Source organism: Aestuariimicrobium ganziense (genome assembly GCF_015352975.1).
GTDB lineage: Bacteria > Actinomycetota > Actinomycetes > Propionibacteriales > Propionibacteriaceae > Aestuariimicrobium > Aestuariimicrobium ganziense.
Genome location: NZ_JACYIZ010000003.1, coordinates 153,895 through 179,270, shown reverse-complemented (window position 1 = coordinate 179,270; position 25,376 = coordinate 153,895). Strand labels below are relative to the sequence as shown.

Below are 25,376 nucleotides of genomic sequence, written 5' to 3'. Positions count from 1 at the left end.
TGCCCCGAGGAATCCCCCCGGGGCACGATGTGGTCAGTACTGCTCAGTTGGTCAGGCCCTCTGGGCGGCCTGCCACTGCCAGAGGTGCTGGCCGTTGTGCGACGGGTCGTTGTGGGCGACGTAGATCCACGACCAGTGGCCCGAGTACTGGTGACCGTTCCAGATGACGTGGTCGTACAAGGTCAGGATCGAGTCCTTGATCAGTGCGTGCGCACGGCCGGAGTTCAGCTCCCACGGCAGGACGTCGTCGTCCTTGGAGTGCACCAGCCAGGTCGGCGTGGTGATGCCGGCCAGTTCGGCGTCGGAGAAGAAGTTCGGTCCGGCACCGGGGCAGATCGGCACCGAGGACGCGAAGAAGTCCGGGTACTCGACGGTCATCTTCAGGCTCATGTAGCCACCGTTGCTGCAGCCGAGCACATGAATCTGATCGGGATCGATCGGGTACTTGGCGACGACCTCGTCGATCACGGCCTTGATCATCGGGGCGTAGCGATCGCCGTCGCTCATCCACGCATCAGTGGCCTGCGGAGCGACGACGTAGGCGCCCTTGAAGATCTTCTGCGCCTCGGGGGTGGAGTAGCCCAGGGCACCGCGGTTGGCGCGCAGCTGGCTCTCGTTGTTGTCGGCCGCGCCCGAAGCGGCGCCTTCGCCGCCACCGTGCAGCCACACGACCAGCGGACGATGCCCCTTGCCGGTGGAGCGTTCCTTGCCGCCACCCTGGGTGGGCTTGAACAGCCGGTACTCGAGACCGCCGGCCACCTGGTGGTAGCTGTAGGCGTCGACCTCGGGGTTGACCAGGTCGCCCTGCACGAAGCTGTCGACCTTGACCGTGCGGCCGTTCTTGAGCTTGATCGGGCTGCTCAGGGTGATGGTGTAGTCGAGGTCCATCGCCCAGTTGCGGCCACCAGCGAGCACGTAGGCCAGGGTGCCGGCACCGACAGCGGTGGGGCCCGACTCGAGCGCGAGCACGATGTTGCCGCGGTTGTCGACGGTGACACCGGTGACCTTGCGCGGGCCTTCATAGGGTCCGAATGCCAGCCCCCCGGGAGCGCCGGCAGGAAGGGTTGCCGAGACGTGCACCGAGAACTGCGACGCCTTGAGCGCCTTGACGTCGATCGGCTTGATCGACGAGGTGTGCAGGGTGAGCGAGACGACCTGCTCGCCGCCGTCAAGGGTCACAGCGTTGAGGGTGAACTTGACCGACGTGGCGGCCGAGGCTGCCACGGCGGGGAGGCCGATGACGGCCGGAACTGCAACTGCGGCGCCAATCAGGGAGCGCCGGCTGAAGGGATGCGACATTGATAAGACTCCTCTGTCTTGATCTTCATCGGTGTGACTCGACCGCCGGAGGCTCCGATGCGCCACCGCGGCGGAGGGGACCGGTGAGGGGCTGACGCCCAGCGCACCGGCCTTGACCATCGCGTGACACCATCATTGATGCTGAATGAACGTTCAGCAAGGGGTTGGCGGGAATTCAGACTCCGGGGTTCAGCTGAAGGCACCCGGGATCCACAGGTAACTCGGCACCTCGGCCAGCCCGATCACCCACTCGGCCACACCATCGCCCTCGTCCGGGCGAAAGTCGAGCGGCCCTTCGGCGCCCTCACAACTCTGGCCGAGCGTGCCGCTGGCGGCCTTGCCCAGCCAGCAGCCCATGATCTTGGAGCGAAGCACCTGCTGATCCATCCCTGAATCGTTCCACACCGACCGGCGGTGTCAACGACACTCGGCGCGGGCATGGGCGCGTCCGCCCCTGACGAACAGTGCACCCGTGGTCAGGGCACTTGGTTAGGCTCGACACGTGGACCGCCCCTTGCGAATTCTCTTCGTGTCGATGCACACCTCGCCGATCGAGGTGCCCGGCTCGGGCGATGCCGGCGGCATGAACGTCGTCGAGCGCCAGACCGCCGAGGCGCTGGCCGACCTCGGCCACACCGTCGACCTGGTCACCCGCAAGTCGTCCCCCGACGACCCCGACGAACTCGAGGTGCATCCCGGTGTGACCCTGCGCACGGTCAAGGCGGGTCCCCTGACCAAGCTGCCCAAGAGCGAGATCGACCAGCACATCGACGAGTTCCGTGAGGGACTGCGCACCCTCGCACCAGCCGACGTCCTGCATTCCCACCACTGGATGTCGGGGGTGGCTGCACTGCCGGTGGCCGAGGAGTGGGGGGTTCCCCACGTGCAGAGCTACCACTCAGTGGCCGCCCTGCCCAACTCGCCACTGTCGGCCGGCGAGCCTCCCGAGTCACCCCACCGGGTGGCCGGTGAACGACTCACCGCACAGCAGTCCGACGTCGTAGTGGCCATCTCGACCGCCGAGGCACACACCGTCATCCACCGCTGCGGCGCCGACCCCGCCCGGGTGCACATCGTCGCCCCGGGGGTCGACACCGAGGTCTTCCGGCGCCTGCAGCCCGGCGAGGAACCCTGGCGCCCCACCGACGAGCCGCTGCCCAACGGGTTCATCCTGTTCACTGCGCGGCTGCAACCGCTCAAGGGTCCCGACCTCGCCCTGCGGGCGCTCGCGCACGTCGAGAAGTGGCGTCGTCCACACCTGGTGATCGCCGGCGAGGCCAGCCAGGACTTCGCCGACTACACCGCCGAACTGCACGACCTCGTCCCCCGGCTGGGGCTCGACGGGCAGGTCACCTTCACCGGGGCGCTGAGTCGGGACGAACTCGCGCGCGCCCTGCGCTCGGCGCGGCTCAGCCTGGTGCCCTCGCACTCCGAGACCTTCGGCCTGATCGCGCTGGAGTCCGAGGCCAGCGGCACACCGGTGATCGCCTCGGCCGCCGGCGGGTTGCGCGAGGCGGTCGCCCACGGCGAGACCGGACAGTTGATGGACTCGCGTCGTCCCGAGGACTGGGGACGCGCGATCACCCTGCTGCTCGAGGACGAGACCCGGCTCGAGCACATGGGCGTGGTGGCCTGCATCCACGCTCGCCGCTTCACCTGGCAGCGCTCGGCTCGCCAACTCGTCGACGTCTATCGCGAGGTCATGGAGGGCCACCACCGATGAGCCTGTTGTCGCACGTCAGCACCGTGGCCTTCGTCCACGCCCATCCCGACGACGAGACCCTGGCCACCGGGGCACTGATCGCCGACCTCACCGAACGCGGCATCAGGTGCCCGGTGCTCACCTGCACCCGCGGCGAGCGGGGCGAGATCGTCCCCGGGGTGCTGCCCGAGGGCACCACACCTGAGGCGCTGGTGCGCCACCGGCTGGACGAACTGGGCGGCGCGCTGCGCACGCTCGGGACGACCGGCCCGGTGTTCCTCGGCGAGGGTGGTGCCCGGGCCGAGGGTCGCGAACCCCGGATCTACCACGACTCGGGCATGCGTTGGGTGACGCCCAACACCGCCGGTCCCGACACCGACGCCCCGGCGAACGCCTTCAGCCTGGCCAGCCTCGACGAGGTGGTCACCGACATCGCAGTGTGGCTGCAGTCGGTGGGTCCTGACGCCGTGGTCAGCTACGACCTCGGCGGCGGCTACGGCCACCCCGACCACGTGCGTGCCCGCGAAGCCACCGAACTGGCAGTGCGGCGGCTGCGGCGGGAGTCGCTGCCCGACCTGGAGTTGTACGAGGTGATCCCGGCCGATCGTCCGATCGCCGAGGAGCGCGGCATCGAGTGGGACGACCTGTCACGCCACACCGACCAGGTCGCCGAGGCGCTCAGTCACCACGCCAGCCAACTGACCGTCGAGGGCACCCAGATCACCCACGTCGGCGGTCAGCTCGACACCATCGCCACCCGGATGGGACTGCGCCGCGTCGTCTGAGGTGCATCCTTGAGCCATGAGGATGCTGCGGGCCGTGCTCTCGCTGGCCCTCGCGCTGCTGGTGACGGGCCCGATGGCCGTGTTCGGCGCGCCGCTGGCCTGCGCCTGTTCGTGTGCGGCCAGGACGACAGCTGAATACGTCGCCGACGCCGACCTGGTGGTGCAGGCCGAGGTACGTTCGCGTGCCCAGCTGCCCGCCACCAGCAAGGAGTGGCCCCAGCAGGCCGAGTTCGAGATGGCAGTCACCCAGATCCACAAGGGCGAGACCTCGGGGTTGGTCAAGGTACGCACGGCTGACAACGGGGCCTCGTGCGGCCTCGAGGTCACGGTCGGCCAGACCGTGTTGCTCTTCGCCACCAAGGACGGCGACCAGTGGACGGCCAGCCTGTGCGGCGGCACCAGCGCGCTGGGCACCGAGCGGGCGGACGAGGCGTTGCGTGAGCTCGGCCCAGGACGGGTGGTCACACCGCCCCCGGCACTGCCCACCCCCGAGGTGGCCGAACCCGAGCGCAACTGGGCACCGGCAATCACCGTCGCTGTGATCGCGCTCGTGGTCGTCGCGGCGGGACTGGTGCTGCAGCGCAGGGGCCAGGCACGCAAGGGCCGCCGATGAGGCAGATGCTCACGCTGGTTCTGTCGATCGGCATGGCCCTGGTCACGGCGGTCGCCGGACCAGTGCAGACCGCCTGCGCCTGCGACTGCCCGCCGTACACGATGCAGCAGAAGGTCGACGGCGCCGAGGTCGTGGCCGTCGGCGAGGTGCGCCAGCGCAGCGACAGCGGAGCGATGGGCGCGAATCCCCGGGTCGAACTCAAAGTCGCCGTGACCCACGTCTTCAAGGGCGACCCGCCCGAGTTCCTCACCGTCACCACCGGCCCCACAGGAACCAGTTGCGGCGTCGATGCAGCGATCGGACAGGAAGTGTTGCTGTTCACCAGGGCCGGTCAGCCACTGCCGACGGTCGACACCTGCACCGGCTCGGGCCCGCTCCAGGCCGTAGAGCGAGCCGAGGTGGAGGCGATCACCGGCCGGGGTACCGAGCGCACCCCGCCCCAGACGCCGATGGTCGAGGAACGACTCCTCGAAGTCCCGTCCTGGGTGGTGCCCAGCCTGCTGGTGGGCGTGGTCGCGCTGCATTTGGCCGGAGCGATCTGGTGGCACCGCCGCCAGACGTAGTCAGCGCGGCCGGTACGGCTCGTCCCGGTACTGCGCCTGCAGCCTGGCCAACTGCTCGGTGAGCTCCGCCCGCACCTGGGCGTGGGCCGGGTCGTCGGCCACATTGACCAGCTCAGCCGGGTCGGCGACCAGGTCGAACAGCTCCCACTCCGTGGGGTACACCTCGTCCGAGGCGCCCTTCACCCCGAGGCCGTCGGCGTAGTAGCAGATCAGTTTGTGGGTCGGGGTACGGACGCCGTAGTGGGCCCAGACGTGGTGGCTGGGGTCGTCGTGCTCCCAGTAGCGGTAGTAGACCGACTCGTCCCAGTCGCCCGGCTGCTCCCCGCGCAGCATGGGCAGGAACGAGCGTCCCTGGTTGGCGTCCAGTGCGGACGCTGGCTGCCCGCAGATCTCGAGGAAGGTCGCCGCGAAGTCGACATTGGTCACCGAAGTGGTCAGCTGTGACCCCGGCGCCACCACCGCGGGCCAGCGCAGCAGCATCGGCATCCGCAGGCTCTCGTCGGCCATGAACCGCTTGTCGTACCAGCCGTGGTCGCCGAGGAAGAAGCCCTGGTCAGAGGTGTAGACGACCACGGTGTCGTCGGCGACGCCTCGGGCCTGGAGGGCGTCGAGGATCTGACCGACCGAGTCGTCCACCGCCTGGATGCACTGCAGGTAGTCGCGCAGGTAGCGCTGGTAGAACCACCGCGTCCGCTCCACGCGGTGCTCCTCGCCGAGCAGTTCGGGCGGACACTCCTCCTTGACGTCGGTGACGGTGAGGTCGTCGGCGATCGTCATCCTTGCAGTGTGCACGGCGGCGGCTCGTCCGTCGTGTGCGTCGAACAAGGTGTCGGGCTCGGGGATGGTGTCGAGCGGGTAGAGGTCGGCGTGGCGCGGGTGCGGCTCCCACGGCCGGTGCGGCGCCTTGTGGTGGACGAGCAGGCAGAACGGCTGGTCGGCGGGCACCCGCGACAACCAGTCCAACGACAGGTCGGTGACGATGTCGGTGGCGTAGCCCTCGATCACCGTCCGCTCGCCGAGGCCGTCGGGACCGGGGCCGATCATCTCGGGGTCGTGGTACTGGCCCTGGTCAGGGAAGATCAGCCACTCGTCGAAGCCCTGCGGGTGGTTGGCCGCATCGACACCCAGGTGCCACTTGCCGAACAGGGCGGTGGCGTAACCGGCCTGCTGCAGCACCTGCGGGAAGGTGTTGACCCTGTAGTCGAAGGTCTCGAAGATGCCGCGCACGCCGTTGACGTGGGAGTACGCGCCGGTCAGGATCGTGGCCCGCGACGGCGAGCAGATCGAGTTCGTGCAGAAGGTCGAGTCGAGCCGCATGCCCTCGGCGGCCAGCCGGTCCATCTGCGGGGTCTGGTTGACCGTGCTGCCGTAGGCGCCGATGGCGTGGGCCGCGTGGTCGTCCGACATCACGAACACCAAGTTGGGACGAGAACTCACCCCTCGAACCTACTCCCGAGGGTGCCCGATAACCTCGTGGGATGGCACGACCCTCTCGGTGGATACCCAACTGGCACGGCGCGTGGGCGATGCTCATCGCGCCCCTGCTGGTCGGCGTGATCGCCGGAGGTCTGAGCTGGATCCACCTGCCGCTGGCAGCGTTCTGGATCATCGGCTACTTCGCCTTCTTCGCCACCACGGTCTGGCTCAAGTCACGCCGCAAGCGCCGCTACCTCACCCCGATGCTGGTCTGGGGCGCGATCGCCGCCGCCCTTGGGCTTCTCGTGGCCTTCCTGCAGCCGGGATTGGTCACCTGGGCACCGATGTTCATCGTTCCGCTGGGCGCGGGGTTGGTGGCCAGCGCGATCCGGGACGAGCGGTCGCTGTGGAGCGGGATCGCCACCACCGCCGGCTCGTGCCTGATGACCGTGGTCGCCTTCGACGCCGCCGGCGGCCATCCGTTCTCGCAGGCCTGGCTACTCGCCCTGGTGTTGGCGCTGTACTTCGTCGGCACGGTGTTCTACGTCAAGACGATCATCCGGGAGCGCGGTGACAAGCGGTGGTGGTGGGCCTCGGTGCTCTTCCACGCCGTGTCGGCGATCGGTGTGTGGTTCGTCTCGCCGTGGATGACCCTGGTGTTCGCGCTGCTCACCGTCCGCGCGGCGGTGGTGCCCCGGTTCGCCCCCACCCCGAAACAGGCGGGCTTTGGTGAGGTGGCCTCCACACTGCTGGTGTCGGTGGTAGCGCTGCTGGTGGTCTGAACGCCACCCGCAGCAGGTGGTCGAGCGGACCCGGTTCGTCCCGTGTCGCCAATGCCCGGCAGCCCCACGCCAGCACCAACCACGCCAGCACCGCGACCACGGCCGCCCGCCACGGGCTGAACCAGTCGATGACACCCAGCAGTCGCGCCGCGCCGAACACCAGCAGGAACAGCACCGACTGGCTGAGGTAGACCGTGAGCGACCGTCGTCCGGTCGCCGTCAGCAGCCCCGTCGGACGAGGGACCCGCGCGGCCAGCACCGCCGCGAAGCACACCCACCCGAACGACGACAGCGGGCTGCCGACCGAGTTCAGCGCGGCCGCCCACCACGGGTGGTCGTCACCGCCGGGCATCCAGCCCGCCAACCTCAGCCCCACCGGCAGCGACAGCAGGAACCCCAGCCCCAGCCCGGCCGCGGCGCCCACGGCGAACCGGACGCGATGTCGTCCAACGTCGGCCAGCCAACCGCGGTCCGCGGCGACGATGCCGAGCACCATCGTGGCGATCGTCCAGGTGAACCACGGGCCCCCGGCCGAGGCCGTCGCCCAGAGCACCAGGTAGCCCACCGGCCAACCGCCCAGGAAGGTCAGTCCGTCGAGGAAGCCGGCCGAACTGCTCTGCGATCCACTGACCACCAGGGCCACCAACCCGGTCACGATCGCGAAAACTCCCAACACTCGCTTGCGGCGCGCGACCACGGCACCTGCGAACAACACCACCACGAAGCCGTAGCCACCGAGGATGTCGGCGGGGAACACGAGCGCGTGCATCGCACCGAAGGCGATCATCCACCAGCCACGTCGCCTGAGCACCGCCGCCGGCCAGCGCCGCGACATCACCGCCAGCCCGAAGCCGATCAGAAACGTGAACAGCGGGTACGAGCGGGTGTCGACGAAGCCGGTGCGCAGCACCAGCCACACCCGGTCGGCCAGGTCGAGCCGGTCGATCGCCGCCGAGGCCGCCGAGGTCCAACTCTCGACATTGGCCAGGGCGATCAGCAGCAGCATGAAGCCGCGGGCGATGTCAGGGGTGGGCAGGCGATCGGAGCGCCACCGGTTCATCCGCGGTGCAGCACGGCCAGGCCGTGGCCTCCCAGTCGTAGGACGGACGAGGCCTCGTCCAGGTCGGCGTGGCGACCGAGCAGGACCGTCCAGCCCTCGCCGGGGATCGGCACCGACGCCTCGTCCTCGCCGAAGTTCACCACCACGCTGGAGCGGTCGCCCCGGTCGAGGCGGAACCAGCGCGGCTCGTCCTCACCGGCGTGGTCGACCTGCACCGAGGTGAACCGTGGGTCAGCGAAACCGGGCACCGTGCGCCGGATCCGCAGTAACTGCGTGTTGAGTTCCAGCACCTCGGCATGCGGCTGGTCGCCCAGTTCGTCCCAGATCAACATCGACTGACTGAAGGTGGCCTCGTCCTGCGGGTCGAGGATGCGCGACTGGTCCCAGGCCATCTCGGCGAACTCGGCCTTGCGTCCCTCGCGCACCGCCTCGGCCAACTCCGGCTCGGGGTGGCTGGTGAAGAAGGCGAACGGGGTCGAGGCCGCCCACTCCTCACCTTGGAAGACCATGGGGGTCATCGGGCCGAGCAGGGTGAGTGCGGCGGCGATGGCGACCTGGTCGGTCGAGACCATCGAGGCCAGTCGTCGTCCGTCCGCGCGGTTGCCGATCTGGTCGTGGTTGTCCTGGCAGACCACGAACCGCCACGCCTGGGTGCGGGTGATGTCGATCGGGCGACCGTGGCGTCGTCCGCGGAAGCTCGACCGCACCCCGTCGTGGAAGAAGCCTCGGCGACAGACCTTGGCCAGTGCCTCGAGGTCGCCGAAGTCGGCGTAGTAGCCCGACACGTCGCCGGTCAGGTTGGCGACCAGGGCGTGGTGGAAGTCGTCGTTCCACTGGGCGGTGAGGCCATGGCCACCGGCCTCGGGGGCGGTGACGAAGCGGGGGTCGTTGCGGTCGGACTCGGCGATCAGCGTGAGCGGGCGACCCAACTCGGCCGACAGCGCCTCGACGTGGCCGGCCAGTTCCTCGAGGATGTGCATCGCGTGGGTGTCGACCAGGGCGTGCACCGCGTCGAGCCGCAGTCCGTCGACGTGGTAGTCGCGCAGCCACATCGTCGCGTTGTCGAGGATGTGGGCCCGCACCTCGTCAGAACATGGCCCGTCGATGTTGATCGCGTCGCCCCACGGGGTGGCCGCCGGCTTGAGGTAGGGCGCGAACTGGGTCAGGTAGTTGCCGCTGGGGCCCAAGTGGTTGTGCACGACGTCCTGGATCACGGCCAACCCACGCTGGTGGCAGGCGTCGACGAAGCGCAGGTAGGCCTCGGGGCCGCCGTAGGCGTGGTGCACCGCGTACCAACCGACACCGTCATAGCCCCAGCCGTGCTCACCGTTGAACGCGTTGACCGGCATCAGTTCGACGAAGTCGATGCCCAGATCGACCAAGTGGTCGAGGTGCTCGATCGCCGAGTCGAGGGTGCCGGAGCGTCCGTCGACGCCCGCGAAGGTGCCGACGTGCAGCTCGTAGACCGCGCCGCCGGCGAGCTGTCGTCCACCCCATCGCTGGTCGTTCCAGGCGTGGCCGGCGGGGTCGAAGGTGCGTGACAGTCCGTGGACACCCTCGGGTTGGTACCTCGAACGCGGGTCAGGACGAGGGGTGGTCTCATCGTCCAACAGGTAGCCGTAGTCGACCCCACTGCGGCACAACTCAGCGGGCAGCGGGTGCGCGGGGCGCCACCAGTCGTCCTCACCGCGGGTCATCGGGTGGTGGGTTCCCCCCGCCACCAACGTGACCCTGCCCGGCAGCGGAGCCCAGATGTCGTAGCTGATCGGCATTGGACGAGCCTACTTGCGGCGCTCAGAATTCCTTCAGTCAACTCTTGGGAACCGGACGGAACCGAGCCCGTGGGCCCGGCATTCCTAGGTCGAGCGCGGCACGGAGGCCGCCACCGAGACCAGGAGCCAGACCCATGCCCAGCACCGCCCGCCGCATCGCCGCCGCCACCGTCGCCGCCTTCGCCCTGATCGGCAGCACCTTCGCCCTCAACTCCCAGGCCAAGGGTGGCCTGATGAACGAGGGTGAGTTCGGCACCGACGGCAACCTCAACCTGCGTGTCTCGATGATCCAGCACGGTGGCGAGAACCCCGACGCCAGCTTCCTTGCCCAGGCCTGCAACACCGGCAACGACCCGATCGTGGTCAAGGACAGCGACTTCACCCTCACCAACACCGACGGCAAGGTCTTCCAGATCGCCAAGTTCGGCAGCTACGACGAGCGCACCCCGTTCACTCCCAGCGGCGAGGCCACCCTGACCGCCAACGACTGCATCACCGGCAACCTGACCGCCTTCGACGTCAGCGGCAAGTTCGCCACCGTGAACTGGAAGGGCACCACGGTCCAGTGGGTCAAGCAGTCGACCAGCAACCCCAGCTCGAAGGGCAATGTCAACATCGGCGAGACCGCCCAGAACGACCAGGGCCTGATCGTCACCGTCAGCGACCTGACCCGCTACCCCAAGGACGGCCACACCATGAACGTCAAGGTGTGCTCGGCCAACCCCACCACCTTCACCTGGGACGACATCACCGTCGTCGACGGCAAGGGCACGGTCCGCGTCGTCGGGCACTCCAATGACGACCTGGGCCCCGGGGCCCTGCCGCTGACCAGCACGCTCGACAAGGGCAGCTGCGCCCAGGGCGTCGTGAGCTTCTACGCTCCCGAGGGCGTCAACTCCGTGGTCGTCCGCGGCCTGATCTTCCTCGACAACACCGGCAGCGGTGACACCGGCAACCCCGACACCGACCAGCCCAGCAAGCTCCCCAAGACCGGCAACTGAACCTCTCCCGCACCCCGCGACTGGGCCCCCACCACTTGGTGGGGGGCCCTTGTCGTACTGACCCCGGCAAGGGTGATTGACTGGGACGAGTCCCCCACCCACGACCCAGAAGGAACCATGAACGACAAGGTCCGCATCGGCATCGTCGGCACCGGCAACATCGCTCGCTACCGCCACCTGCCCTGCTTCACCGAGAACGAGTCGGCCGACCTCGTGGCCGTCTGCGACATCAAGCCCGACGTGCTCGCCGCGGCAGCCAAGGACTTCGACGTGCCACAGAGCTACGCCGACTACCGCGAGATGTATGAGAAGGCCGGACTGGACGCGGTCGTGGTCAGCACCCCCAACGACGTGCACGCCCCGGCAACCATCGCCGCGCTCGAGAGTGGCCTGCACGTGCTGTGCGAGAAGCCGATGGCGCTCGACCCGGCCGAGGGCCAGGCCATGCTCGACGCCGCGAACCGCACCGGCAAGGTCCTCACCTTCGGCTTTCACTACCGCCACATGCCCGAGACCATGGCCGCGCGCCGGGTGGTCGACTCCGGGGAGTTGGGCGATGTCTACATGGTGCGGGTGACCGCGCTGCGTCGCCGCGGCATCCCGAGCTGGGGAACCTTCGTCCACAAGCACATTCAGGGTGGTGGCGCGATGATCGACTTCGGTGTGCACCTGCTTGACTCCGCGCTGTGGCTGATGGGCAACCCCAAGCCGGTCGAGGTCACCGCGAGCCTGTCGCAGCGCCTGGGCAAGCACCCCAACGTCAACTCGTGGGGCGACTGGAACTACCAGGAGTTCACCGTCGAAGACCAGGTGGCGGCCTTCGTCCGCTTCGAGAACGACGTGACGATGATGCTGGAGTGCTCGTGGGCGATCAACATCCCCGAGTCGAAGGAGAACATCTCGCTGTCGGGCACCAAGGCCGGCCTCGAGGTCTTCCCGCTGAGCGTCAACAAGGCCGACCACGAGATGCTCACCACCTGGACCCCCGACTGGGTGCCGGGTGCCAAGGTCGACCCGGGCGACCACCAGGCCGCCGACTTCATCGACTCGATCCTGGGCGGTGGACACCCCACCACCAAGCCTGAGCAGGCGTTGCAGGTGACCCAGATCGTCGACGCGATGTACCGCTCGGCCGAGGCGGGCCACGCCATCAAGCTCTGAGCCACACCATGGCAGGACGCAGGAACCCGACGGTCATCATCTGGACCGTCGGGTACCTGCTGTTCGGGGCGATGCTGGTGGCCTCGCTGGCCAGCAACGCGTGGTTGGCGCACCGGTTCGTCCACCACTCCGAGACCGTCGACGCCCGGCTGATCGAGCGCATCAGCCCGCCCAACTGTCTGGGCGCCTCCGGCGTGCCAGGCCTGTCAGGTCGCGGCGCCAACACCTGGCTCGTCGAGTTCCCCACCAGGGACGGGCTGCACCGCACCCAGTTGGTGCACCCGTGCCGTGTCACCCCGCCCGACTTCGGACGAGGCCGCGGCTACATGTGGATGCAGTACGACGTCGACAACCCCGACCGCACCAGGGTGCTCAACGACACCACCCACGAGGACGACGTGGAGCCCTTCGCACTGGCCGTGGCGGCTTGGGCGATCATCGGTACGTGGTGGTGGAGGTGGCGAGGGAGTCGGCGGCGCGGATCAGCCCGAGGTGGCTGAACGCCTGCGGGTAGTTGCCGGCCAGTCGTCCCAGTTCGGCCGTCATCGACGTCACCCAGGATGGCGGTGAAGAGGGCGTAGTGCTCGAGGGGGTGCTCATCGTGGTGTCGAAGGTACCCGCCCGGGACGATACGCCGACACCGTCGGGTCGCCGCTGATCCAGAACCGCCAGGGGTGCTTGGTGGCGTCGCCGCCGGGGCCCGAAACGCCGACGCGTGGTCCGGTGGAGATCTCGTTCGCCGGCAGTGGGTCACGCGGCAGCGTGAGGACGAGTGGGGCCTCGACGAGGTGGTGTCCGTTGAGGTCGCGGTCGATGCCGAGGGCGGCGGCGAGGCGGGCTGGTCCTCGCGCAAGATCTGCGGGACGACGGCAGGCCGGCCGACGGGCTTGGGCGATGTCGTGACCCTCGATGATCCCGCCGGCCCGCAGGAGGACTGCTGAGGCTCGTCCCTGTTCGCCGGTGACCACGTTCGCGCACCAGTGCATGCCGTAGGAGAAGTAGACGTAGAGGTGTCCGGGAGCGCCGAACATCACCTCGGTGCGCGGCGTGAGGCCCCGATAGGCGTGCGACCCCGGGTCGTTCGCCCCGTCGTAGGCCTCCACCTCAGTGATCCGCAGTCGGACGAGGTCACCGCCCACGGTCGAGGTGAGGGTGCCGCCGAGCAGCAGCGGCGCGACCTCGAGGACTGGCTGCGCGAGCACGCTGAGGTCGGCTGGGGGCATGGCAGTGAGGGTAGTTGAGCCCAATCAAGAAAAGTGTCGCCGTCACTGTCTACTGTCACTCCCATGTCACGTGATGAGGAGCTGCTCCGCAAGCACGTCGAGGAGGTCGTGTCCGACCCACTCCCCGAGTGGCCGGGTGGATGGCCGGACGACATCGAGTTGGCACTCATCGACGCCGTCTTCTCGACGCGCGCCAAGTATGGGTGCGGGGGTGGCGACGATCGGCGTGCCACTGGCGTGTACGCGGTGGTACTCCGATGGAAGGATGCCGGTTCCCGCGACGACCTCACAGCACTCGCCGACATCGATCCCGTCGAGCTGCTGAGCATCCTGGACAATCGCTCCAAGATCGCAGGGCGCACCAAGGCAGAGGTGGTCGTCGACGCCGCGCAGCGCCTCAGCGCAGTGGGCCTGCGGAAAAGCGGAGACTTCACGGGCTCCGACGAACAACGAGCCGCCTATGTCGGAACGAAGGGCTGCGGCCCAATCACATGGGCGTACTTTGGCATGCTGCTCGGAGTCGAGGACGCGAAGCCGGACACCTGGCTGGTGCGATTCACCACTGACGCGCTGGGGCGCCAGGTGGAGCCAGAGACCGTCCGCGCCCTGGTCAAGCAGACCGCCAAGAGCATGGGCGTGTCGACGTCACGGCTCGACCATGCAATCTGGCAGTACCAGCGCGGCAGGCATCGAGTTTCCTAGAGTGGCGGCATGACCGCCCGTCGCCTCACCGCTGTTGTGTTCCTGGCGGCTGCGCTCGTCCTGGCTGGGTGCGCGAAGGACCTGACCGTGCCCGACCCGAGTGCGTCGCCCGCCGCAACCAGTGCAGCGCCGACCCAGTCGGAGGGTGTTGAGACCTCGGCGGCCGAGACCTCTGCCCCGCAGACGAGCACCACCCCGTCCGAGTCGAGCGCGACGCCCGAGGCCAGCCCCACCCCCCAGACGGTCGAGATGGCGCAGGTCGAGAACGTCGCGGTGCCGGCGCTGTCGCTCGAACTCAAGGAGGGCCAGACCCTCCACCGCAGCATGGTCGTCATCATCGACACCAACCAGGTGCTGACCATCACCTACGTCGATCGGCGCGCCAGCGATCCGGGCAACTGCGTGACCTCGACCGAGCGCCGCGGCGCCCTGACCTACACGATGGTGGTCGGCAAGCTCGACCAGGGCGTGGCCTGCATCGTCGAGGCTTCCGGACCACTCTCGCAGTGGGGTGAGGCTCGCCCCCCGATCCGGCAGAACGGCGACCAGGCCACGTTCAGCCTTCGTCCGGACGAACTGCAGTCGTTCACCGGTGCCAACTACGGCATCCCCGAGACCGAGTTCATGGGCTCGGTGGTGGCCACCTTCCCCGGCGAGGTGCTCGATCAGGGCACAGGCACCGTCATCGGCACAAGCGTCGTCTGGTCGCCCGTCGTCACCACCGACGCCGTCAACACCACCGGCAAGATCGGCTGAGAAAACTCAAGAAGTCCCGTAATCGAACAGAGAATTTGTCAGTCGGTCCTGATGGACTCAGTACATGCAGAGCAGCCGACTCACACCCGAGGCGCAGGCCATCGATGGCCGCCTCGCTGACCTGGCTGCCCTGACCGAGGCCCACGAGGCGCAGGTCGCCGCTGAGATCGACCAGCACCAGATCCTGCTGCGGCTGTGCGAGCGCTACCAGCAGAGCGACCCTCACCAGTTCCTCTGCCTGGCCGCCGAGCGATTCCTGCCAGGAGGCCACGACGGCACACCTGAGGTCTCGGAGTTCCTCTGCCTCGAGGTCGGTGCCGCCCTCGGCATCCCCCCGGACGAGGCCGCTGTCCGAATCGCGGTCTCGCTCGACCTGGCCCACCGCTTCCCGCAGCTGAACCAGCACGTCATCGACGGCACGATCCGGCTGTGGCAAGCCACGATGGTCGTCCGACTGCCCGGCATGAGTGGCCTCAGCGCCGACGGCGCACAGTGGGTCGACCGGCACCTCGCGCCCGCACTGGGACGCCTGCCGCTCAAGCGCATCCTCAAGCTGGCCACCGGACTGATCGTCAAGGCCGACCCGGCGGCGGCGGCCGAGCGCGCCGAACAGACCCGCACCGGACGACGCGTCAGCATCACCCACCGTCCCGACATGCCGCTCAGCGAGGTCTGGGCCCTGATCGACGGACCCGAGGCCCTGCAACTCGACGGCATGCTCGGGCTGCTCGCCCGCCACCTGGGCGACCAGGGCGACACCGACACCATGGCCGTCCGGCGCGCCAAGGCGCTGGGCCTGCTGGCCACACCCGCCCGGGCGCTGGCCATTCTGCAGGACGCCCCGGAGTACGCCGAGTACCGCATCGACGTGCCCGCGCTGCCGGTCAAGCCGAGCGCGGCGCTGCTGCCGGCGACCACGTTGGTCGTCCACCTCGCGCCCGAAGCGCTGGACGACCCCGACGGAGCGGTCGCCCGCTGCGACCAACTCAGCCCGGTGGTGGTCTCACAGCTCAAACAGCTGCTCTCCGAGAGCCGCGTGATCGTCCGGCCGGTGATCGACCTGGCCGACTCTATGCCCACCGACAGCTACGAGATCCCCGAGTCGCTCCGGTTCGCCGTCAGCCAGCGCACCCCCTACGACGCCTTCCCCTACGGCAAACAGCCTGCCGAACGGTGCGACTACGACCACTGGATCCCCTACCAGCACAAGGGCGGCCCACCGGGCCAGACCAACGGCCGCAACGTCACCCCGCTGAGCCGAAGACCCCACCGCGGCAAGACCGCCGAGGTGTGGCAGTACCGCATGGCCATCCCCGGGGTGCACCACTGGACGAGCCCGCTGGGTGAGAAGTACGTCACCGGGCCGGAAGGCACGACGCACATCGATGTGTCGTTCCTCGAACGACGCCTCGAGCTGCGCCTGAACCACTCGACCTGAGTCCGGCGCGCTCTCGGCCTACTCTCAGCGTCTTCTTCTGCGCCGGACGAAACCGGTCACCCGGCGCCCGGCATACACAGGGCAGCCGCGGCAACGGAGCCGCACCGCACGGCACCGACGGTGCTGTCACCGGGCGCGTCAACCAGGTCCTGGACGCCGAACCCGGCTCCGTGAAGTTCCAGGTGCTCACCTGCAACGGCGACTCGGCTACCGCCGACACCGCCCCGGGCCTCACAGTGACGGTCACCGACCTCAAGAAGGGCGATCACGGAATCTGGACCGCCCACGTCAAGGCCTGCACGACCAAGGACACCTCGTTCGGCTGGAGCGACATCAGCTTCGCCGACGGCGCCGGCAAGCTCAACCCGGCCGGTAACCACGAGGGCGACGTGCTGGGCGACACCGCACTGCCCAACTCCACCGAACTGGCCGCCGGCGACTGTGTCGAGGGCGACATCAGCATGGCCTCCGCCGACACCGGCGTCATGCCCCTGCTCATCCGCGGTCTGCTCTTCCGCAACGAGGCCGCCCCCGCGCAGTTGCCCAAGACCGGCAACTGATCACCACCGGGAGAGCCCGATGTTCTCAGTGTTCTCTTCTCCAACTCTTGGGGACACCCCTGCAACCCACCCCCATCAGGGTGCGTAGACCGGGTGAGACCGCACCACACCGGTGCACCGCACAGGAGGAACTCCCCATGTCACACATCACCACCGCCCCCCTCGCCCGCCGCATCGCCGGTGCCACCATCGCCGCCATCGCCCTGGTCGACTCCCTTGCCGGAACCTCGCAGGCCCGCACCGACCTCGGTGAAGGCGTCCCCGGATCGACCGACTCTCTGGTCATCACCGTCAGCCAGATCGACCAGCCCTACGACGGCTTCCACACCTTCCGCATCGTGGCCTGCGGGCTCGACAGCAACAAGGCCAGGGCCGACGTCGAGCGCACCGACTTCACCCTGCGCTCCAAGGACGGCAGCACCTCGACCGTCCACGCCGACACCGAACTCATCGGTGACATGGCCTTCCCCGAGACCTACGGACTCGAACCCGGGCAGTGCATCGAGGGCCTGCTGGCCGGTGAGTCCGCAGACCTCGCCGCCGTCGACTACAGGAACGAACTGAGCTGGACCCCCAGCGTCGCCGACGGCGCCGACACCGTCCGGGTCGGCCAGACCGCCAAGACCGTCGAGGGCCTGTCGGTCACCGTCACCGACGTCACCTCGCTGGGCAAGGACTCCTGGAAGTTCCACGTGAAGGCCTGCAGCACCTCGGCCACCACCGTCGGCTTCGACGACATGTACATCCTCGACAAGGACGGCCAGCGTCGCGGCATCGGCCACAGCGAGGACGAGATCCAGACCGGCGGCTTCCCCCGCACCATCAACCTGGCTGCCGGCGACTGCGCCGAGGGCGACGTGCTGGTCTACGCGCCGTCGGGCATCGACACCATCGTGATCCGCAGCCTGACCTTCATCAACGACGCCGCCACCCCGAGCAAGCTGCCGAAGACCGGCAACTGAGCACCACCGACACACCTAGGCTGGCCGCGTGGAAGCCACCCGGGTGAACACGGCCATCAACGCCGCCACCGAGATCGTCCGCCAGGCAGGGCTGCTGGCGGACGATGTCGTCGTCCTGAACAACTCCAACGCGGTGATCCTGCGACTGTTGCCCGCCGACCTGGTCGCCCGAGTCGCCGAGGCCGGCCGCGAGGTCGCCGCCTTCGAGGTCGAGATCGCCCAGCAACTCCAGGCCCGCGGTGCCCCGATCTCCACCCTCGACCCCCGCCTCCCCGCCCGCGTCCACCACCGCGACGGCTTCGCGATCACCTTCTGGACCCACCACCAGCCACTGCCCGAATCGATCCCGCCCGCCGCCTACGCCGACGCGCTCCACCGGCTGCACCAGGCCATGGCCGACCTCGACCCGGCCACCCTGCCCACCCCGCACTTCACCGACCGCGCCGCCGAGGCCGAGGCCCTGCTCACCGACCCGACCCGCAGCCCCAACCTCGCCGACGACGACCGCACCCTGCTGCTGCACCACCTGCGCACCGCACGTGACACCATCCTCGCCAGCGGCGCCCCCGAACAGTTGCTGCACGGCGAACCCCACCCCGGCAACCTGCTGCACACCGCCGCCGGCACCCTGCTGATCGACTTCGAGACCTGCTGCCGAGGACCGGTCGAGTTCGACCTGGCCCACGCCCTGGCCGAGGTCGCCGAGCACAGCCCGCACCCGCTCGACCCCATCGTGCTGGCCGAGTGTCGCCACCTCGTCCTCACGCTGGTGGCCGCGTGGCGAGCCGACGCCACCGACGAGTTCCCCGACGGACCCGGTCATGGCAGGGCGATCATCGAGCGTCTGCGCCAGGGCCCACCGTGGCCCTACCTGGGTCCGCTGGCACCCGTAGGCTTGACCCATGACTGACACCGCCCTGCAGCAGGAGATCGCCACCGAACTCCAGGTCGTGCAGAACTTCGACCCCACGATCGAGGCCGAGCGCCGGATCAACTTCCTGGCCGACTACCTGCGCACCACCGGCATGAAGGGGTACGTGCTCGGCATCTCCGGCGGCGTCGACTCGTCCCTGGGTGGCCGTCTCGCCCAGATGGCCTGCGAGCGGCTGCGCAACGAGGGCTACGACGCCACCTTCGTCGCCATGCGCCTGCCCTACCACGAGCAGGCGGACGAGGCCGACGCCCAGGCCGCGCTCGAGTTCGTCGCGGCCGACGAGGTCGCCACCGTCGACATCGGCCCGGCCACCGACGCCCTCTGGGACGCCACGGCCGGCACCGACTCCGCCGACGAGGCGGTCATGAACGAGTTCGGACGAGGCAACGTCAAGGCTCGTCAGCGCATGGTCGCCCAGTACACGCTGGCCGCCGCCCGCTCGATGCTGGTGATCGGCACCGACCAGGCCGCCGAGGCGGTCGTCGGCTTCTACACCAAGTACGGCGACGGCGCCTGCGACCTCACCCCGCTCGCCGGGCTGACCAAGCGCATGGTGCGGGCCACCGCCCGCCACCTCGGCGCCCCCGACGCCATCGTCGAGAAAGTGCCCACCGCCGACCTGGAGTCCGATCGTCCGCTGCGCGCCGACGAAGAGGCGCTGGGTGTCAGCTACGACCACGTCGACGACTACCTCGAGGGCCTCGAGGTGCCCGAGGAAGCCGAGCGCACGATCCTGCAGCACTACTTCAAGACCATCCACAAGCGGGCCATGCCGGTCACCCCGCTCGACTTCGAGACCCGTCAGCGAGGCGGCGCCTGAGGTGCGACCGCTCGTCCTGTACGACGCCGACTGTGGGTTCTGCACCCGCACCGCCGAACTGTTGCGCAAGGCCTGGTTCGGCTCGCGGGTCGACCTGCAGCCGCTGCAGACCGCCGACCTCGCCGCGCACGGCATCGATCCGGACGACGCCCTCGCCCAGATGCACGTCGTGCGTGCTGACGGCACCCTCGCCATCGGCCACGAGGCCTGGGCGGCGATCCTGCACGTCTCACGTGGGCCCTGGCCGCTGGTCGGCGCCGCGCTCACCGCACCCGGCTTGAGCTGGTTGTCGTCCCGGTTCTACGACTGGGTCGCCGGCAACCGCGGCCGTCTGCCCGGTGGAACCGGCGCCTGTTCGCTGGAGGGACGAGTCAGCCAGGGGCGGGCGTGATCGAGCGTCCTCGTCCGGTCTACCGGCACACCCCGGCCAAGGTGCCGGCCACCTCGCTGAGACGGGTCAGCGTCGACCTGGTCGAGAACATCTTCTTCGGCCTGGTGATGCTGCTCTGCTTCGGTGTCGGCATCGTGCTGTTCATCCAGGGCGTCAAGCACCCGATCCACATCTTCTGGTTCATCCTGTTCTGGGGCCTGATGGCCTACCTCGCCCTGCCCCGGCTGCACCGCATCCTGACCGCGATGTACCTGCCCGACTACTTCATCGGACGAGCCCGCACCTCGACCGGCCTGCTCGGTGACCCGGTCAACCTGGCCCTGCGTGGCACCGAGGAGCAGGTGCACGACGCCATGGAACGGGCCGGCTGGGTGCGGGCGGACGACCTCAACCTGGGTTCGGCGAGGCGGATCGTCACCTCCTCCCTGCTGCGGCGCAGCTACCCCGAGGCACCGGTCAGCCCGCTGATGCTGTTCGGCCACCAGCAGGCCTTCGCCTACCAGCAGGAGGTCGAGGGAAACCCCGCCCAGCGGCACCATGTCAGGTTCTGGCCCGCCCCCGAGGGCTGGCTGCTGCCCGGTGGCCACCACGTCGACTGGGTCGCCGCCGGAACCTACGACCGCCGGGTGGGCCTGAGCCTGTTCACCTTCGAGATCACCCACAAGATCGACCGCGACACCGACGTCGAGCGCGACTACATCATCGCCACCCTCACCCACACCTCCCCCGGCATCGAGGTCGAGATCATCGAGGACTTCTCCACCGGCTACCACTGCCGCAACGGTGGCGGCGACGCGATCGAGACCGACGGAGACCTGCCGATCGTCGACCTGAGCTACGTCTCGGGCAAGCGGATGCCGGTGCCGGTGCCCAACGCCCCCCGCAAGGTGCGCGAGGCGGTGGCGGCGGGCAATCGTCCGATCGGCATCGTCACCGGGACGATCCTGGTCGCACTGTCACTGGTGGTCAGCACGCTGCACGCCGCATTCGGGTTCGACTCGGCGGTCAGCACCTCAGACCTGCCGCTGTGGACGCGGGTGGCACTCGGCTTCCTGCCCGCGGTGCTCGGAGCGCTGCTGCTGTGGCCCACCTGGCGCGGCTCGCAACTGGCCCGGCTGGCGCTGGTGGCCGTGCTCACCCTGGGCACCCTCGGCCAAGTGGTCGACTGGCTGGCCGGTGAGGCACCGGTGCTGCGCACCCTGGTGGTGACCGGTGCCGACCTGCTGGCGCTCTACAGCTTCACCTCGCAGACCGTGCGCGAGTGGACGCAGCGCCGCTCGCCGCACACCACGCTGGGCACCGGCACGGTCACCCTCGACCCGATCCGCCCCGAGGTGGGTGAGTGAGCGTCAGCCGGGCCGGTCGAAGTTGCCCTGACCCTGGTACATCTCGACCGACTCACGCAGCGCCTTGAGGAAGTACGGCGGGAACTGCATGCCGTTGCGGTTGGCCCACAGCAGGCGCGCCTCGAGTCGTCCGATCTCACGGGCGTAGACCTCGAGTTCTTGGTCCATGCCCAGCCCGACCAGCACCCCACCCATGTCGCGCTGGTACTTCTTGACGTAGTCGACCCCGACCAGGGTGAACGTGCGTGAGCGCAACTGCTGGGCCACGAAGACCTGCCAGGGCGACAGCACCTGTTGCTGCACCATCCGGGTCGCCGACATCTGGTAGAAGGCGAAGTGGCCGGGCTCCTGCTGCTTGATCGGGTGGATGATCGTCTCGGCGATCGCCCGCTCACCCATCCGGTTGAGCTCCTTGGTGAGCGAGGAGTAGGCCAGCACCGCCTGCCGTTCGGTCGAGGCGCCGGTCAGGTAGTAGAGCATCCGCGAGATCTCCTGCACCGGCTCGAGGTGGGCCATCGCACCGAGCAGCTTCATCCGGATCGGCACGGTCATGAACGGCTCGGCGGGCTCCATGCCCAGGTCACCCTGCAACTGGTCGAGCAGGTAGCCGTGCGCCATCTCCTGGCCGTACCAGATGTCTTGGTAGAAGATGCGGTCGACCTCGCGCACGTTGGGCAAGATCGTCAGCAGTTCGAGCACATTGCGGTCGACCTCGAGCTCGACCCGGGCGAGGTAGTCGATCACCCCGGCGAAGCGCTCCCGGACCGCCGCCGGGTCGTGGATCGTCCGGTCCGCCGACTCCAGCCTGATCGGGGGATGCTGCTCGCCCAGGCGCAACACGTGGTCCATGAGGGTTCGGTCGGTGATCACGGCCGCCATGCAGCCACCCTACCCAGCCGCTTCGACCCGCTAGGCTGACGTGTGCACGGGGTCACCCGCTTCAAGGAGGAAACGAACGCCCATGACGCAGCCTGCAACCCTTCACCACGACTCGGGTGAACTCGAGTTCCCGATCGCCGAGGCAACCGTCGGGCAGAACGGCTACGACATCTCGAAGCTGCTGTCGACGACCGGTGCGGTCACCCTCGACGTCGGTTACGTCAACACCGCGTCGTGTCGCTCGTCGATCACCTTCATCGATGGTGACGAGGGCATCCTTCGCTACCGCGGCTACCCGATCGAGCAGCTGGCCGAGAAGTCCACCTTCCTCGAGGTGTCGTACCTGCTCATCCACGGCGAGCTGCCCACCAAGGACGAACTGACCGAGTTCGAGGGCAAGATCTCGCGCCGGATGATGCTGGACGAGCGCATGAAGGAGCTCTACCGCGCCTTCCCGCGTGGCGCCCACCCGATGATGGTGCTGGCCGCCGGCGTGATGGGCCTGGGAGCCTTCAACCGCGACACCCTCAACCCGCACGACACCGACCAGGTCGAGGCCGCAACCTACCGGCTGCTCGGCTCGATGCCCACCCTGGCCGCCTACGCCTACAAGAGCTCGGTCGGTGAACCCTTCCTCTACCCGCAGACCAAGCTGGGCTACGTCGAGAACTACCTGCGGCTGTCGTTCGGCACCCCGCAGGAGGAGTACGAGATCGACGACGCGGTGGTTGCCGCGTTCGAGACCCTGTTCATCCTGCACGCCGACCACGAGCAGAACTGCTCCACCTCGACGGTGCGCATGGTCGGCTCGTCCGACGCGAACATCTACGCCTCGGTGAGCTCGGGCGTCAACGCCCTGTCGGGTCCGCTGCACGGCGGCGCCAACCAGGCCGTGCTCGAGATGCTCGCCCAGATGCGCGCCGAGGGCATCGACGTCAAGAGCTTCGTCAACCAGGTCAAGGACAAGAAGTCGGGCGTGCGCCTGATGGGCTTCGGCCACCGGGTCTACAAGAACTACGACCCGCGCGCCAAGATCATCAAGGGCCACGCGGACGAGATCCTGCGCGCCTCGGGCAAGTCGAACGCCCTGCTCGACATGGCCCTGGAGTTGGAGGAGGCCGCCCTCAACGATGACTACTTCATCTCGCGCAAGCTCTACCCGAACGTCGACTTCTACACCGGTCTGATCTACGAGGCGATGGGCTTCCCCGCCCAGTACTTCACCGCCCTGTTCGCGCTCGGCCGGCTTCCCGGCTGGATCGCCCAGTGGCGTGAGGAGCAGGCCGACCCGGCCCGCAAGATCGGTCGTCCTCGCCAGATCTACACCGGCGAGGTGCTGCGCGACTACGTGCCGCTCGACCAGCGCTGACGAGGGATGGCAGCGCCAGCGAAGAAAAACAACGACCCCGCCGGCTGCCTGTCGTGCTCGGCGGTGTTGGTCGTCATCGCTGCGCTGATGGGTTTCGGTGGCCTGATCGGCTCGGGTGAGCCGCACCGGGCGACCTGGTACGTGGCCGGGCTGGCGGTGATGGCCTTCATCACCCACCAGCTCTGGGGCAAGAAGGTCAAGCCCACGCCCAAGCGCTCCGCCGGCGGCAGTGCGGGTGGGTCTGGTCGGCGCAGCGTGCCGGCCGGCTGGACGTGGGAGGACGAGGCGACCACCTCGGCCACCGAGTTCTGGGACCACGAGACCGACATGTTCGACGCGACCCACTTCAGTGACGTCGCGATCGGCCGCAGCCACCACCACGACGTCGCCCTGGTCACCCCGCAGGGCGGACGATCGGGGGGCCACTACCTGGTGGTGCGGCTCAACGGCGTGCTGCCCGACTTCGACCGGGTCAGCGGTGCCCCCTACGGCGATGGCGTCGGCGTGCTCGACGAGGACTTCTTCGCCGAACTCGACGAGCTCAGCCCGCCGGGACGACCCCACGGCATCCGCAACAACTGCTTCTGGGTCGAGGTGGACGAGTACAGCTCCCGGCCGGTGGGATCGCTGGTCGACCCCTACGCCGCCCTCATCGACGACTACGACATCGAGGTGGAGGACGACGCCCCCTCAGCTCCGGCCTGGGCGGCCCCCCAGGCGTGGGCACCCCCCAGCAGCACCCCACTGACGGTCTCGTCCGAGGTGCCGGCCCCGGGCCAGCCGATGGCCCTGGAGGAGGTGGACGCGGTCGACTCACGCGGCACCCCGATCAGCGGGCGCCCCAGCAAGGACGGCCCCCGGTTCACCGAGCCGGACGAGTGGACGGTCTCGCAGTGGCGCCCGTCGTCGGACTGGCAACCGCCGACCTGGACGCCGCCGAGCTACACCCCCACCTCGTGGGAGGCCCCGGAGGGCCCGGTGGGCGGCGGATCGTCCCTGTTCGGCAACCCGAGCAGCCTGGAGAAGCCGGACGAGCGCCAGCCCTGAGTGGCGAAGATCGCACCGTCGGTGTCGAAGGCGAGCACCTTCGCCGCCTCGCGCATCGCCAACGCCCTCACCACCCCGTTGAGGTCGACGGTGCCATCGGCCCTGAACGGACTGAACGCACCCTCGGTCTCGACCATGGCGTCGTGGGCCAGCCAGTAGGCCTCGCGATAGCTGGCTGAGGCAGCACCGAACGGCATCGTCCGGGCCGAGACCAGGCTGGCCTCGGAGTCGTCCCGGTACAGGCTGAACCTGCTGTCATGCTCGGCGAACACCTCTCGTACCCGGCGGTCCAGTTCGTCGGTCAAGCCGTCCGGCACTGTCAGCGAGGCCACCGTGCCCATCGTCTCGAAGACGCTCATCGGGCCTGGTCCAGGGCGCTCTGCAGCGACTGCAGGTAGGCGGTGGTGGTGTAGGTGGCGCCGCTGACCGTGCAGACCTGGGCGGAGTTGGCCTGGGTGATCTCGGACTCGAGCACCGGCACGGCGGCCTGGTTGATCGGTTCGGAGTGGTGGTCGCCCCGCGTGGCAGGTGCCGTCGGGCCGCGGCGACCGAGCGCTCCGTCGTGGCCGATGGCTCGATCGACCAAGGGGATCCTGGCCGAGAGCAGCACCATCAGCACCATCAGGGTCATCGCGACCAGTCCGGCGATGGCACCGAGGCTGGTGAGGGCCTGCTCGACGGTGCGCCAGCCGTAGCTGCGGCGCCCGGCGAGGTAGACCGCCACCGATGCCGAGAACTGTCCCGGGCGAGTCTGTGAGCTTGCTGTGCCGAGACCGTGTTCGTGCTGAGCCTTGC

General features: G+C 68.8%; 28 protein-coding genes. 19 read left to right on the top strand and 9 right to left on the bottom strand.

Annotated elements, in window-relative coordinates; all coding sequences use genetic code 11:
- Positions 1-51: 51 nt before the first annotated feature.
- Both IE660_RS06780 and IE660_RS06775 read right to left on the bottom strand, forming a co-directional pair.
- Positions 52-1,299, bottom strand: a complete 1,248-nt coding sequence (locus IE660_RS06780) for a prolyl oligopeptidase family serine peptidase (protein ID WP_203567579.1) — start codon at positions 1,297-1,299, stop codon at positions 52-54.
- Positions 1,300-1,488: 189 nt separating this feature from the next.
- Complete coding sequence (locus tag IE660_RS06775) at positions 1,489-1,686, bottom strand: hypothetical protein (RefSeq protein WP_203567578.1); 198 nt, start codon at positions 1,684-1,686, stop codon at positions 1,489-1,491.
- Positions 1,687-1,834: 148 nt separating this feature from the next.
- Here IE660_RS06775 and IE660_RS06770 point away from each other — a divergent pair, with 148 nt between their 5' ends.
- Genes IE660_RS06770 through IE660_RS06755 form a run of 4 tightly spaced genes read left to right on the top strand, consistent with a single transcriptional unit; the run spans position 1,835 to position 4,962 of the window.
- The gene (locus IE660_RS06770; protein ID WP_235997163.1) at positions 1,835-3,022 is read left to right on the top strand and encodes a glycosyltransferase; all 1,188 of its coding nucleotides are present in this window, start codon (positions 1,835-1,837) and stop codon (positions 3,020-3,022) included.
- Positions 3,019-3,786: a PIG-L family deacetylase gene (locus IE660_RS06765; protein WP_203567576.1), complete on the top strand. Its 768-nt coding sequence runs from the start codon at positions 3,019-3,021 to the stop codon at positions 3,784-3,786. The genes IE660_RS06770 and IE660_RS06765 overlap by 4 nt, the downstream gene beginning before the upstream one ends.
- Before the next feature lie 16 nt (positions 3,787-3,802).
- The gene (locus IE660_RS06760; protein ID WP_203567575.1) at positions 3,803-4,399 is read left to right on the top strand and encodes a hypothetical protein; all 597 of its coding nucleotides are present in this window, start codon (positions 3,803-3,805) and stop codon (positions 4,397-4,399) included.
- A 5-nt stretch (positions 4,400-4,404) separates the two neighbouring features.
- Positions 4,405-4,962 (top strand): hypothetical protein, encoded by a 558-nt coding sequence (locus tag IE660_RS06755; protein WP_203567574.1) that lies wholly within the window; start codon positions 4,405-4,407, stop codon positions 4,960-4,962.
- On the opposite strand, the gene IE660_RS06750 is transcribed toward IE660_RS06755, so the two are convergent.
- Positions 4,963-6,399, bottom strand: a complete 1,437-nt coding sequence (locus IE660_RS06750) for a sulfatase family protein (protein ID WP_328701879.1) — start codon at positions 6,397-6,399, stop codon at positions 4,963-4,965.
- A 41-nt stretch (positions 6,400-6,440) separates the two neighbouring features.
- On the opposite strand from IE660_RS06750, the gene IE660_RS06745 reads away from it, so the two are divergent.
- Positions 6,441-7,160 carry a YwiC-like family protein gene (locus IE660_RS06745; RefSeq protein WP_203567573.1) on the top strand — a complete coding sequence of 240 codons (720 nt, stop codon included), beginning with the start codon at positions 6,441-6,443 and terminating at the stop codon, positions 7,158-7,160.
- Here the strand turns inward: IE660_RS06745 and IE660_RS06740 are convergent.
- Both IE660_RS06740 and treZ read right to left on the bottom strand, forming a co-directional pair.
- Positions 7,048-8,220, bottom strand: a complete 1,173-nt coding sequence (locus IE660_RS06740; RefSeq protein WP_203567572.1) for a DUF418 domain-containing protein — start codon at positions 8,218-8,220, stop codon at positions 7,048-7,050. The two genes, IE660_RS06745 and IE660_RS06740, sit on opposite strands and share 113 nt — an antisense overlap.
- Positions 8,217-9,992 (bottom strand): malto-oligosyltrehalose trehalohydrolase, encoded by a 1,776-nt coding sequence (gene treZ / locus IE660_RS06735; protein ID WP_203567571.1) that lies wholly within the window; start codon positions 9,990-9,992, stop codon positions 8,217-8,219. Before treZ ends, IE660_RS06740 begins: the two co-directional genes overlap by 4 nt.
- Before the next feature lie 134 nt (positions 9,993-10,126).
- Between treZ and IE660_RS06730 the strand changes: the two genes are divergently transcribed.
- The 3 genes from IE660_RS06730 to IE660_RS06720 all read left to right on the top strand — a co-directional run bounded on the left by IE660_RS06730 (position 10,127) and on the right by IE660_RS06720 (position 12,654).
- Positions 10,127-10,993 carry a hypothetical protein gene (locus IE660_RS06730; RefSeq protein WP_203567570.1) on the top strand — a complete coding sequence of 289 codons (867 nt, stop codon included), beginning with the start codon at positions 10,127-10,129 and terminating at the stop codon, positions 10,991-10,993.
- A gap of 117 nt (positions 10,994-11,110) precedes the next feature.
- Positions 11,111-12,154, top strand: a complete 1,044-nt coding sequence (locus tag IE660_RS06725; RefSeq protein ID WP_203567569.1) for a Gfo/Idh/MocA family protein — start codon at positions 11,111-11,113, stop codon at positions 12,152-12,154.
- 8 nt (positions 12,155-12,162) lie between these two features.
- A complete protein-coding gene (locus IE660_RS06720) occupies positions 12,163-12,654 on the top strand; it encodes a hypothetical protein (RefSeq protein ID WP_203567568.1) in 492 nt (163 codons plus the stop codon).
- A gap of 96 nt (positions 12,655-12,750) precedes the next feature.
- Here the strand turns inward: IE660_RS06720 and IE660_RS06715 are convergent, their stop codons facing one another.
- The gene (locus IE660_RS06715; RefSeq protein WP_203567567.1) at positions 12,751-13,377 is read right to left on the bottom strand and encodes a DNA-3-methyladenine glycosylase; all 627 of its coding nucleotides are present in this window, start codon (positions 13,375-13,377) and stop codon (positions 12,751-12,753) included.
- A gap of 63 nt (positions 13,378-13,440) precedes the next feature.
- Here IE660_RS06715 and IE660_RS06710 point away from each other — a divergent pair, with 63 nt between their 5' ends.
- The 9 genes from IE660_RS06710 to IE660_RS06670 all read left to right on the top strand — a co-directional run bounded on the left by IE660_RS06710 (position 13,441) and on the right by IE660_RS06670 (position 21,286).
- Positions 13,441-14,079, top strand: a complete 639-nt coding sequence (locus IE660_RS06710; RefSeq protein WP_203567566.1) for a hypothetical protein — start codon at positions 13,441-13,443, stop codon at positions 14,077-14,079.
- Positions 14,080-14,088: 9 nt separating this feature from the next.
- Positions 14,089-14,835 (top strand): hypothetical protein, encoded by a 747-nt coding sequence (locus IE660_RS06705; protein ID WP_203567565.1) that lies wholly within the window; start codon positions 14,089-14,091, stop codon positions 14,833-14,835.
- A 64-nt stretch (positions 14,836-14,899) separates the two neighbouring features.
- Positions 14,900-16,273 (top strand): DUF222 domain-containing protein, encoded by a 1,374-nt coding sequence (locus IE660_RS06700; RefSeq protein WP_203567564.1) that lies wholly within the window; start codon positions 14,900-14,902, stop codon positions 16,271-16,273.
- A 170-nt stretch (positions 16,274-16,443) separates the two neighbouring features.
- On the top strand, positions 16,444-16,833 hold the full coding sequence (locus tag IE660_RS06695; protein ID WP_203567563.1) for a hypothetical protein: 390 nt from the start codon (positions 16,444-16,446) through the stop codon (positions 16,831-16,833).
- Between the two features lie 137 nt (positions 16,834-16,970).
- A complete protein-coding gene (locus IE660_RS06690; protein ID WP_203567562.1) occupies positions 16,971-17,795 on the top strand; it encodes a hypothetical protein in 825 nt (274 codons plus the stop codon).
- Between the two features lie 28 nt (positions 17,796-17,823).
- Positions 17,824-18,705: an aminoglycoside phosphotransferase family protein gene (locus IE660_RS06685; protein ID WP_203567561.1), complete on the top strand. Its 882-nt coding sequence runs from the start codon at positions 17,824-17,826 to the stop codon at positions 18,703-18,705.
- Positions 18,698-19,549, top strand: coding sequence for an ammonia-dependent NAD(+) synthetase (nadE, locus tag IE660_RS06680; protein WP_203567560.1), 852 nt, complete (start codon positions 18,698-18,700; stop codon positions 19,547-19,549). Before IE660_RS06685 ends, nadE begins: the two co-directional genes overlap by 8 nt.
- Before the next feature lies 1 nt (position 19,550).
- Positions 19,551-19,940, top strand: coding sequence for a thiol-disulfide oxidoreductase DCC family protein (locus IE660_RS06675; RefSeq protein WP_203567559.1), 390 nt, complete (start codon positions 19,551-19,553; stop codon positions 19,938-19,940).
- Positions 19,937-21,286 carry an LssY C-terminal domain-containing protein gene (locus IE660_RS06670; protein WP_328701878.1) on the top strand — a complete coding sequence of 450 codons (1,350 nt, stop codon included), beginning with the start codon at positions 19,937-19,939 and terminating at the stop codon, positions 21,284-21,286. The genes IE660_RS06675 and IE660_RS06670 overlap by 4 nt, the downstream gene beginning before the upstream one ends.
- Positions 21,287-21,289: 3 nt before the next feature.
- Here IE660_RS06670 and IE660_RS06665 read toward each other — a convergent pair whose 3' ends face one another.
- Entirely contained in the window at positions 21,290-22,165 is an 876-nt protein-coding gene (locus IE660_RS06665) for a GTP-binding protein LepA (RefSeq protein ID WP_203567558.1), read from the bottom strand.
- 82 nt (positions 22,166-22,247) lie between these two features.
- On the opposite strand from IE660_RS06665, the gene IE660_RS06660 reads away from it, so the two are divergent.
- Entirely contained in the window at positions 22,248-23,534 is a 1,287-nt protein-coding gene (locus tag IE660_RS06660; protein WP_203567557.1) for a citrate synthase, read from the top strand.
- 6 nt (positions 23,535-23,540) lie between these two features.
- Positions 23,541-24,581, top strand: coding sequence for a hypothetical protein (locus IE660_RS06655; RefSeq protein WP_203567556.1), 1,041 nt, complete (start codon positions 23,541-23,543; stop codon positions 24,579-24,581).
- Here the strand turns inward: IE660_RS06655 and IE660_RS06650 are convergent.
- Both IE660_RS06650 and IE660_RS06645 read right to left on the bottom strand, forming a co-directional pair.
- A complete protein-coding gene (locus IE660_RS06650; RefSeq protein WP_203567555.1) occupies positions 24,476-24,940 on the bottom strand; it encodes a hypothetical protein in 465 nt (154 codons plus the stop codon). The genes IE660_RS06655 and IE660_RS06650 overlap by 106 nt on opposite strands.
- The gene (locus tag IE660_RS06645; RefSeq protein WP_203567554.1) at positions 24,937-25,305 is read right to left on the bottom strand and encodes an FMN-binding protein; all 369 of its coding nucleotides are present in this window, start codon (positions 25,303-25,305) and stop codon (positions 24,937-24,939) included. Before IE660_RS06645 ends, IE660_RS06650 begins: the two co-directional genes overlap by 4 nt.
- Positions 25,306-25,376: the final 71 nt, after the last annotated feature.

Coding starts and splice junctions, on each gene's coding strand:
- IE660_RS06780 (WP_203567579.1), bottom strand. CDS start 1,299: ATGTCGCATCCCTTCAGCCGGCGCTCCCTGATTGGCGCCGCAGTTGCA.
- IE660_RS06775 (WP_203567578.1), bottom strand. CDS start 1,686: ATGGATCAGCAGGTGCTTCGCTCCAAGATCATGGGCTGCTGGCTGGGC.
- IE660_RS06770 (WP_235997163.1), top strand. CDS start 1,835: ATGCACACCTCGCCGATCGAGGTGCCCGGCTCGGGCGATGCCGGCGGC.
- IE660_RS06765 (WP_203567576.1), top strand. CDS start 3,019: ATGAGCCTGTTGTCGCACGTCAGCACCGTGGCCTTCGTCCACGCCCAT.
- IE660_RS06760 (WP_203567575.1), top strand. CDS start 3,803: ATGAGGATGCTGCGGGCCGTGCTCTCGCTGGCCCTCGCGCTGCTGGTG.
- IE660_RS06755 (WP_203567574.1), top strand. CDS start 4,405: ATGCTCACGCTGGTTCTGTCGATCGGCATGGCCCTGGTCACGGCGGTC.
- IE660_RS06745 (WP_203567573.1), top strand. CDS start 6,441: ATGGCACGACCCTCTCGGTGGATACCCAACTGGCACGGCGCGTGGGCG.
- IE660_RS06740 (WP_203567572.1), bottom strand. CDS start 8,220: ATGAACCGGTGGCGCTCCGATCGCCTGCCCACCCCTGACATCGCCCGC.
- treZ (WP_203567571.1), bottom strand. CDS start 9,992: ATGCCGATCAGCTACGACATCTGGGCTCCGCTGCCGGGCAGGGTCACG.
- IE660_RS06730 (WP_203567570.1), top strand. CDS start 10,127: ATGCCCAGCACCGCCCGCCGCATCGCCGCCGCCACCGTCGCCGCCTTC.
- IE660_RS06725 (WP_203567569.1), top strand. CDS start 11,111: ATGAACGACAAGGTCCGCATCGGCATCGTCGGCACCGGCAACATCGCT.
- IE660_RS06720 (WP_203567568.1), top strand. CDS start 12,163: ATGGCAGGACGCAGGAACCCGACGGTCATCATCTGGACCGTCGGGTAC.
- IE660_RS06715 (WP_203567567.1), bottom strand. CDS start 13,377: ATGCCCCCAGCCGACCTCAGCGTGCTCGCGCAGCCAGTCCTCGAGGTC.
- IE660_RS06710 (WP_203567566.1), top strand. CDS start 13,441: ATGTCACGTGATGAGGAGCTGCTCCGCAAGCACGTCGAGGAGGTCGTG.
- IE660_RS06705 (WP_203567565.1), top strand. CDS start 14,089: ATGACCGCCCGTCGCCTCACCGCTGTTGTGTTCCTGGCGGCTGCGCTC.
- IE660_RS06700 (WP_203567564.1), top strand. CDS start 14,900: ATGCAGAGCAGCCGACTCACACCCGAGGCGCAGGCCATCGATGGCCGC.
- IE660_RS06690 (WP_203567562.1), top strand. CDS start 16,971: ATGTCACACATCACCACCGCCCCCCTCGCCCGCCGCATCGCCGGTGCC.
- nadE (WP_203567560.1), top strand. CDS start 18,698: ATGACTGACACCGCCCTGCAGCAGGAGATCGCCACCGAACTCCAGGTC.
- IE660_RS06665 (WP_203567558.1), bottom strand. CDS start 22,165: ATGGCGGCCGTGATCACCGACCGAACCCTCATGGACCACGTGTTGCGC.
- IE660_RS06660 (WP_203567557.1), top strand. CDS start 22,248: ATGACGCAGCCTGCAACCCTTCACCACGACTCGGGTGAACTCGAGTTC.
- IE660_RS06655 (WP_203567556.1), top strand. CDS start 23,541: ATGGCAGCGCCAGCGAAGAAAAACAACGACCCCGCCGGCTGCCTGTCG.
- IE660_RS06650 (WP_203567555.1), bottom strand. CDS start 24,940: ATGAGCGTCTTCGAGACGATGGGCACGGTGGCCTCGCTGACAGTGCCG.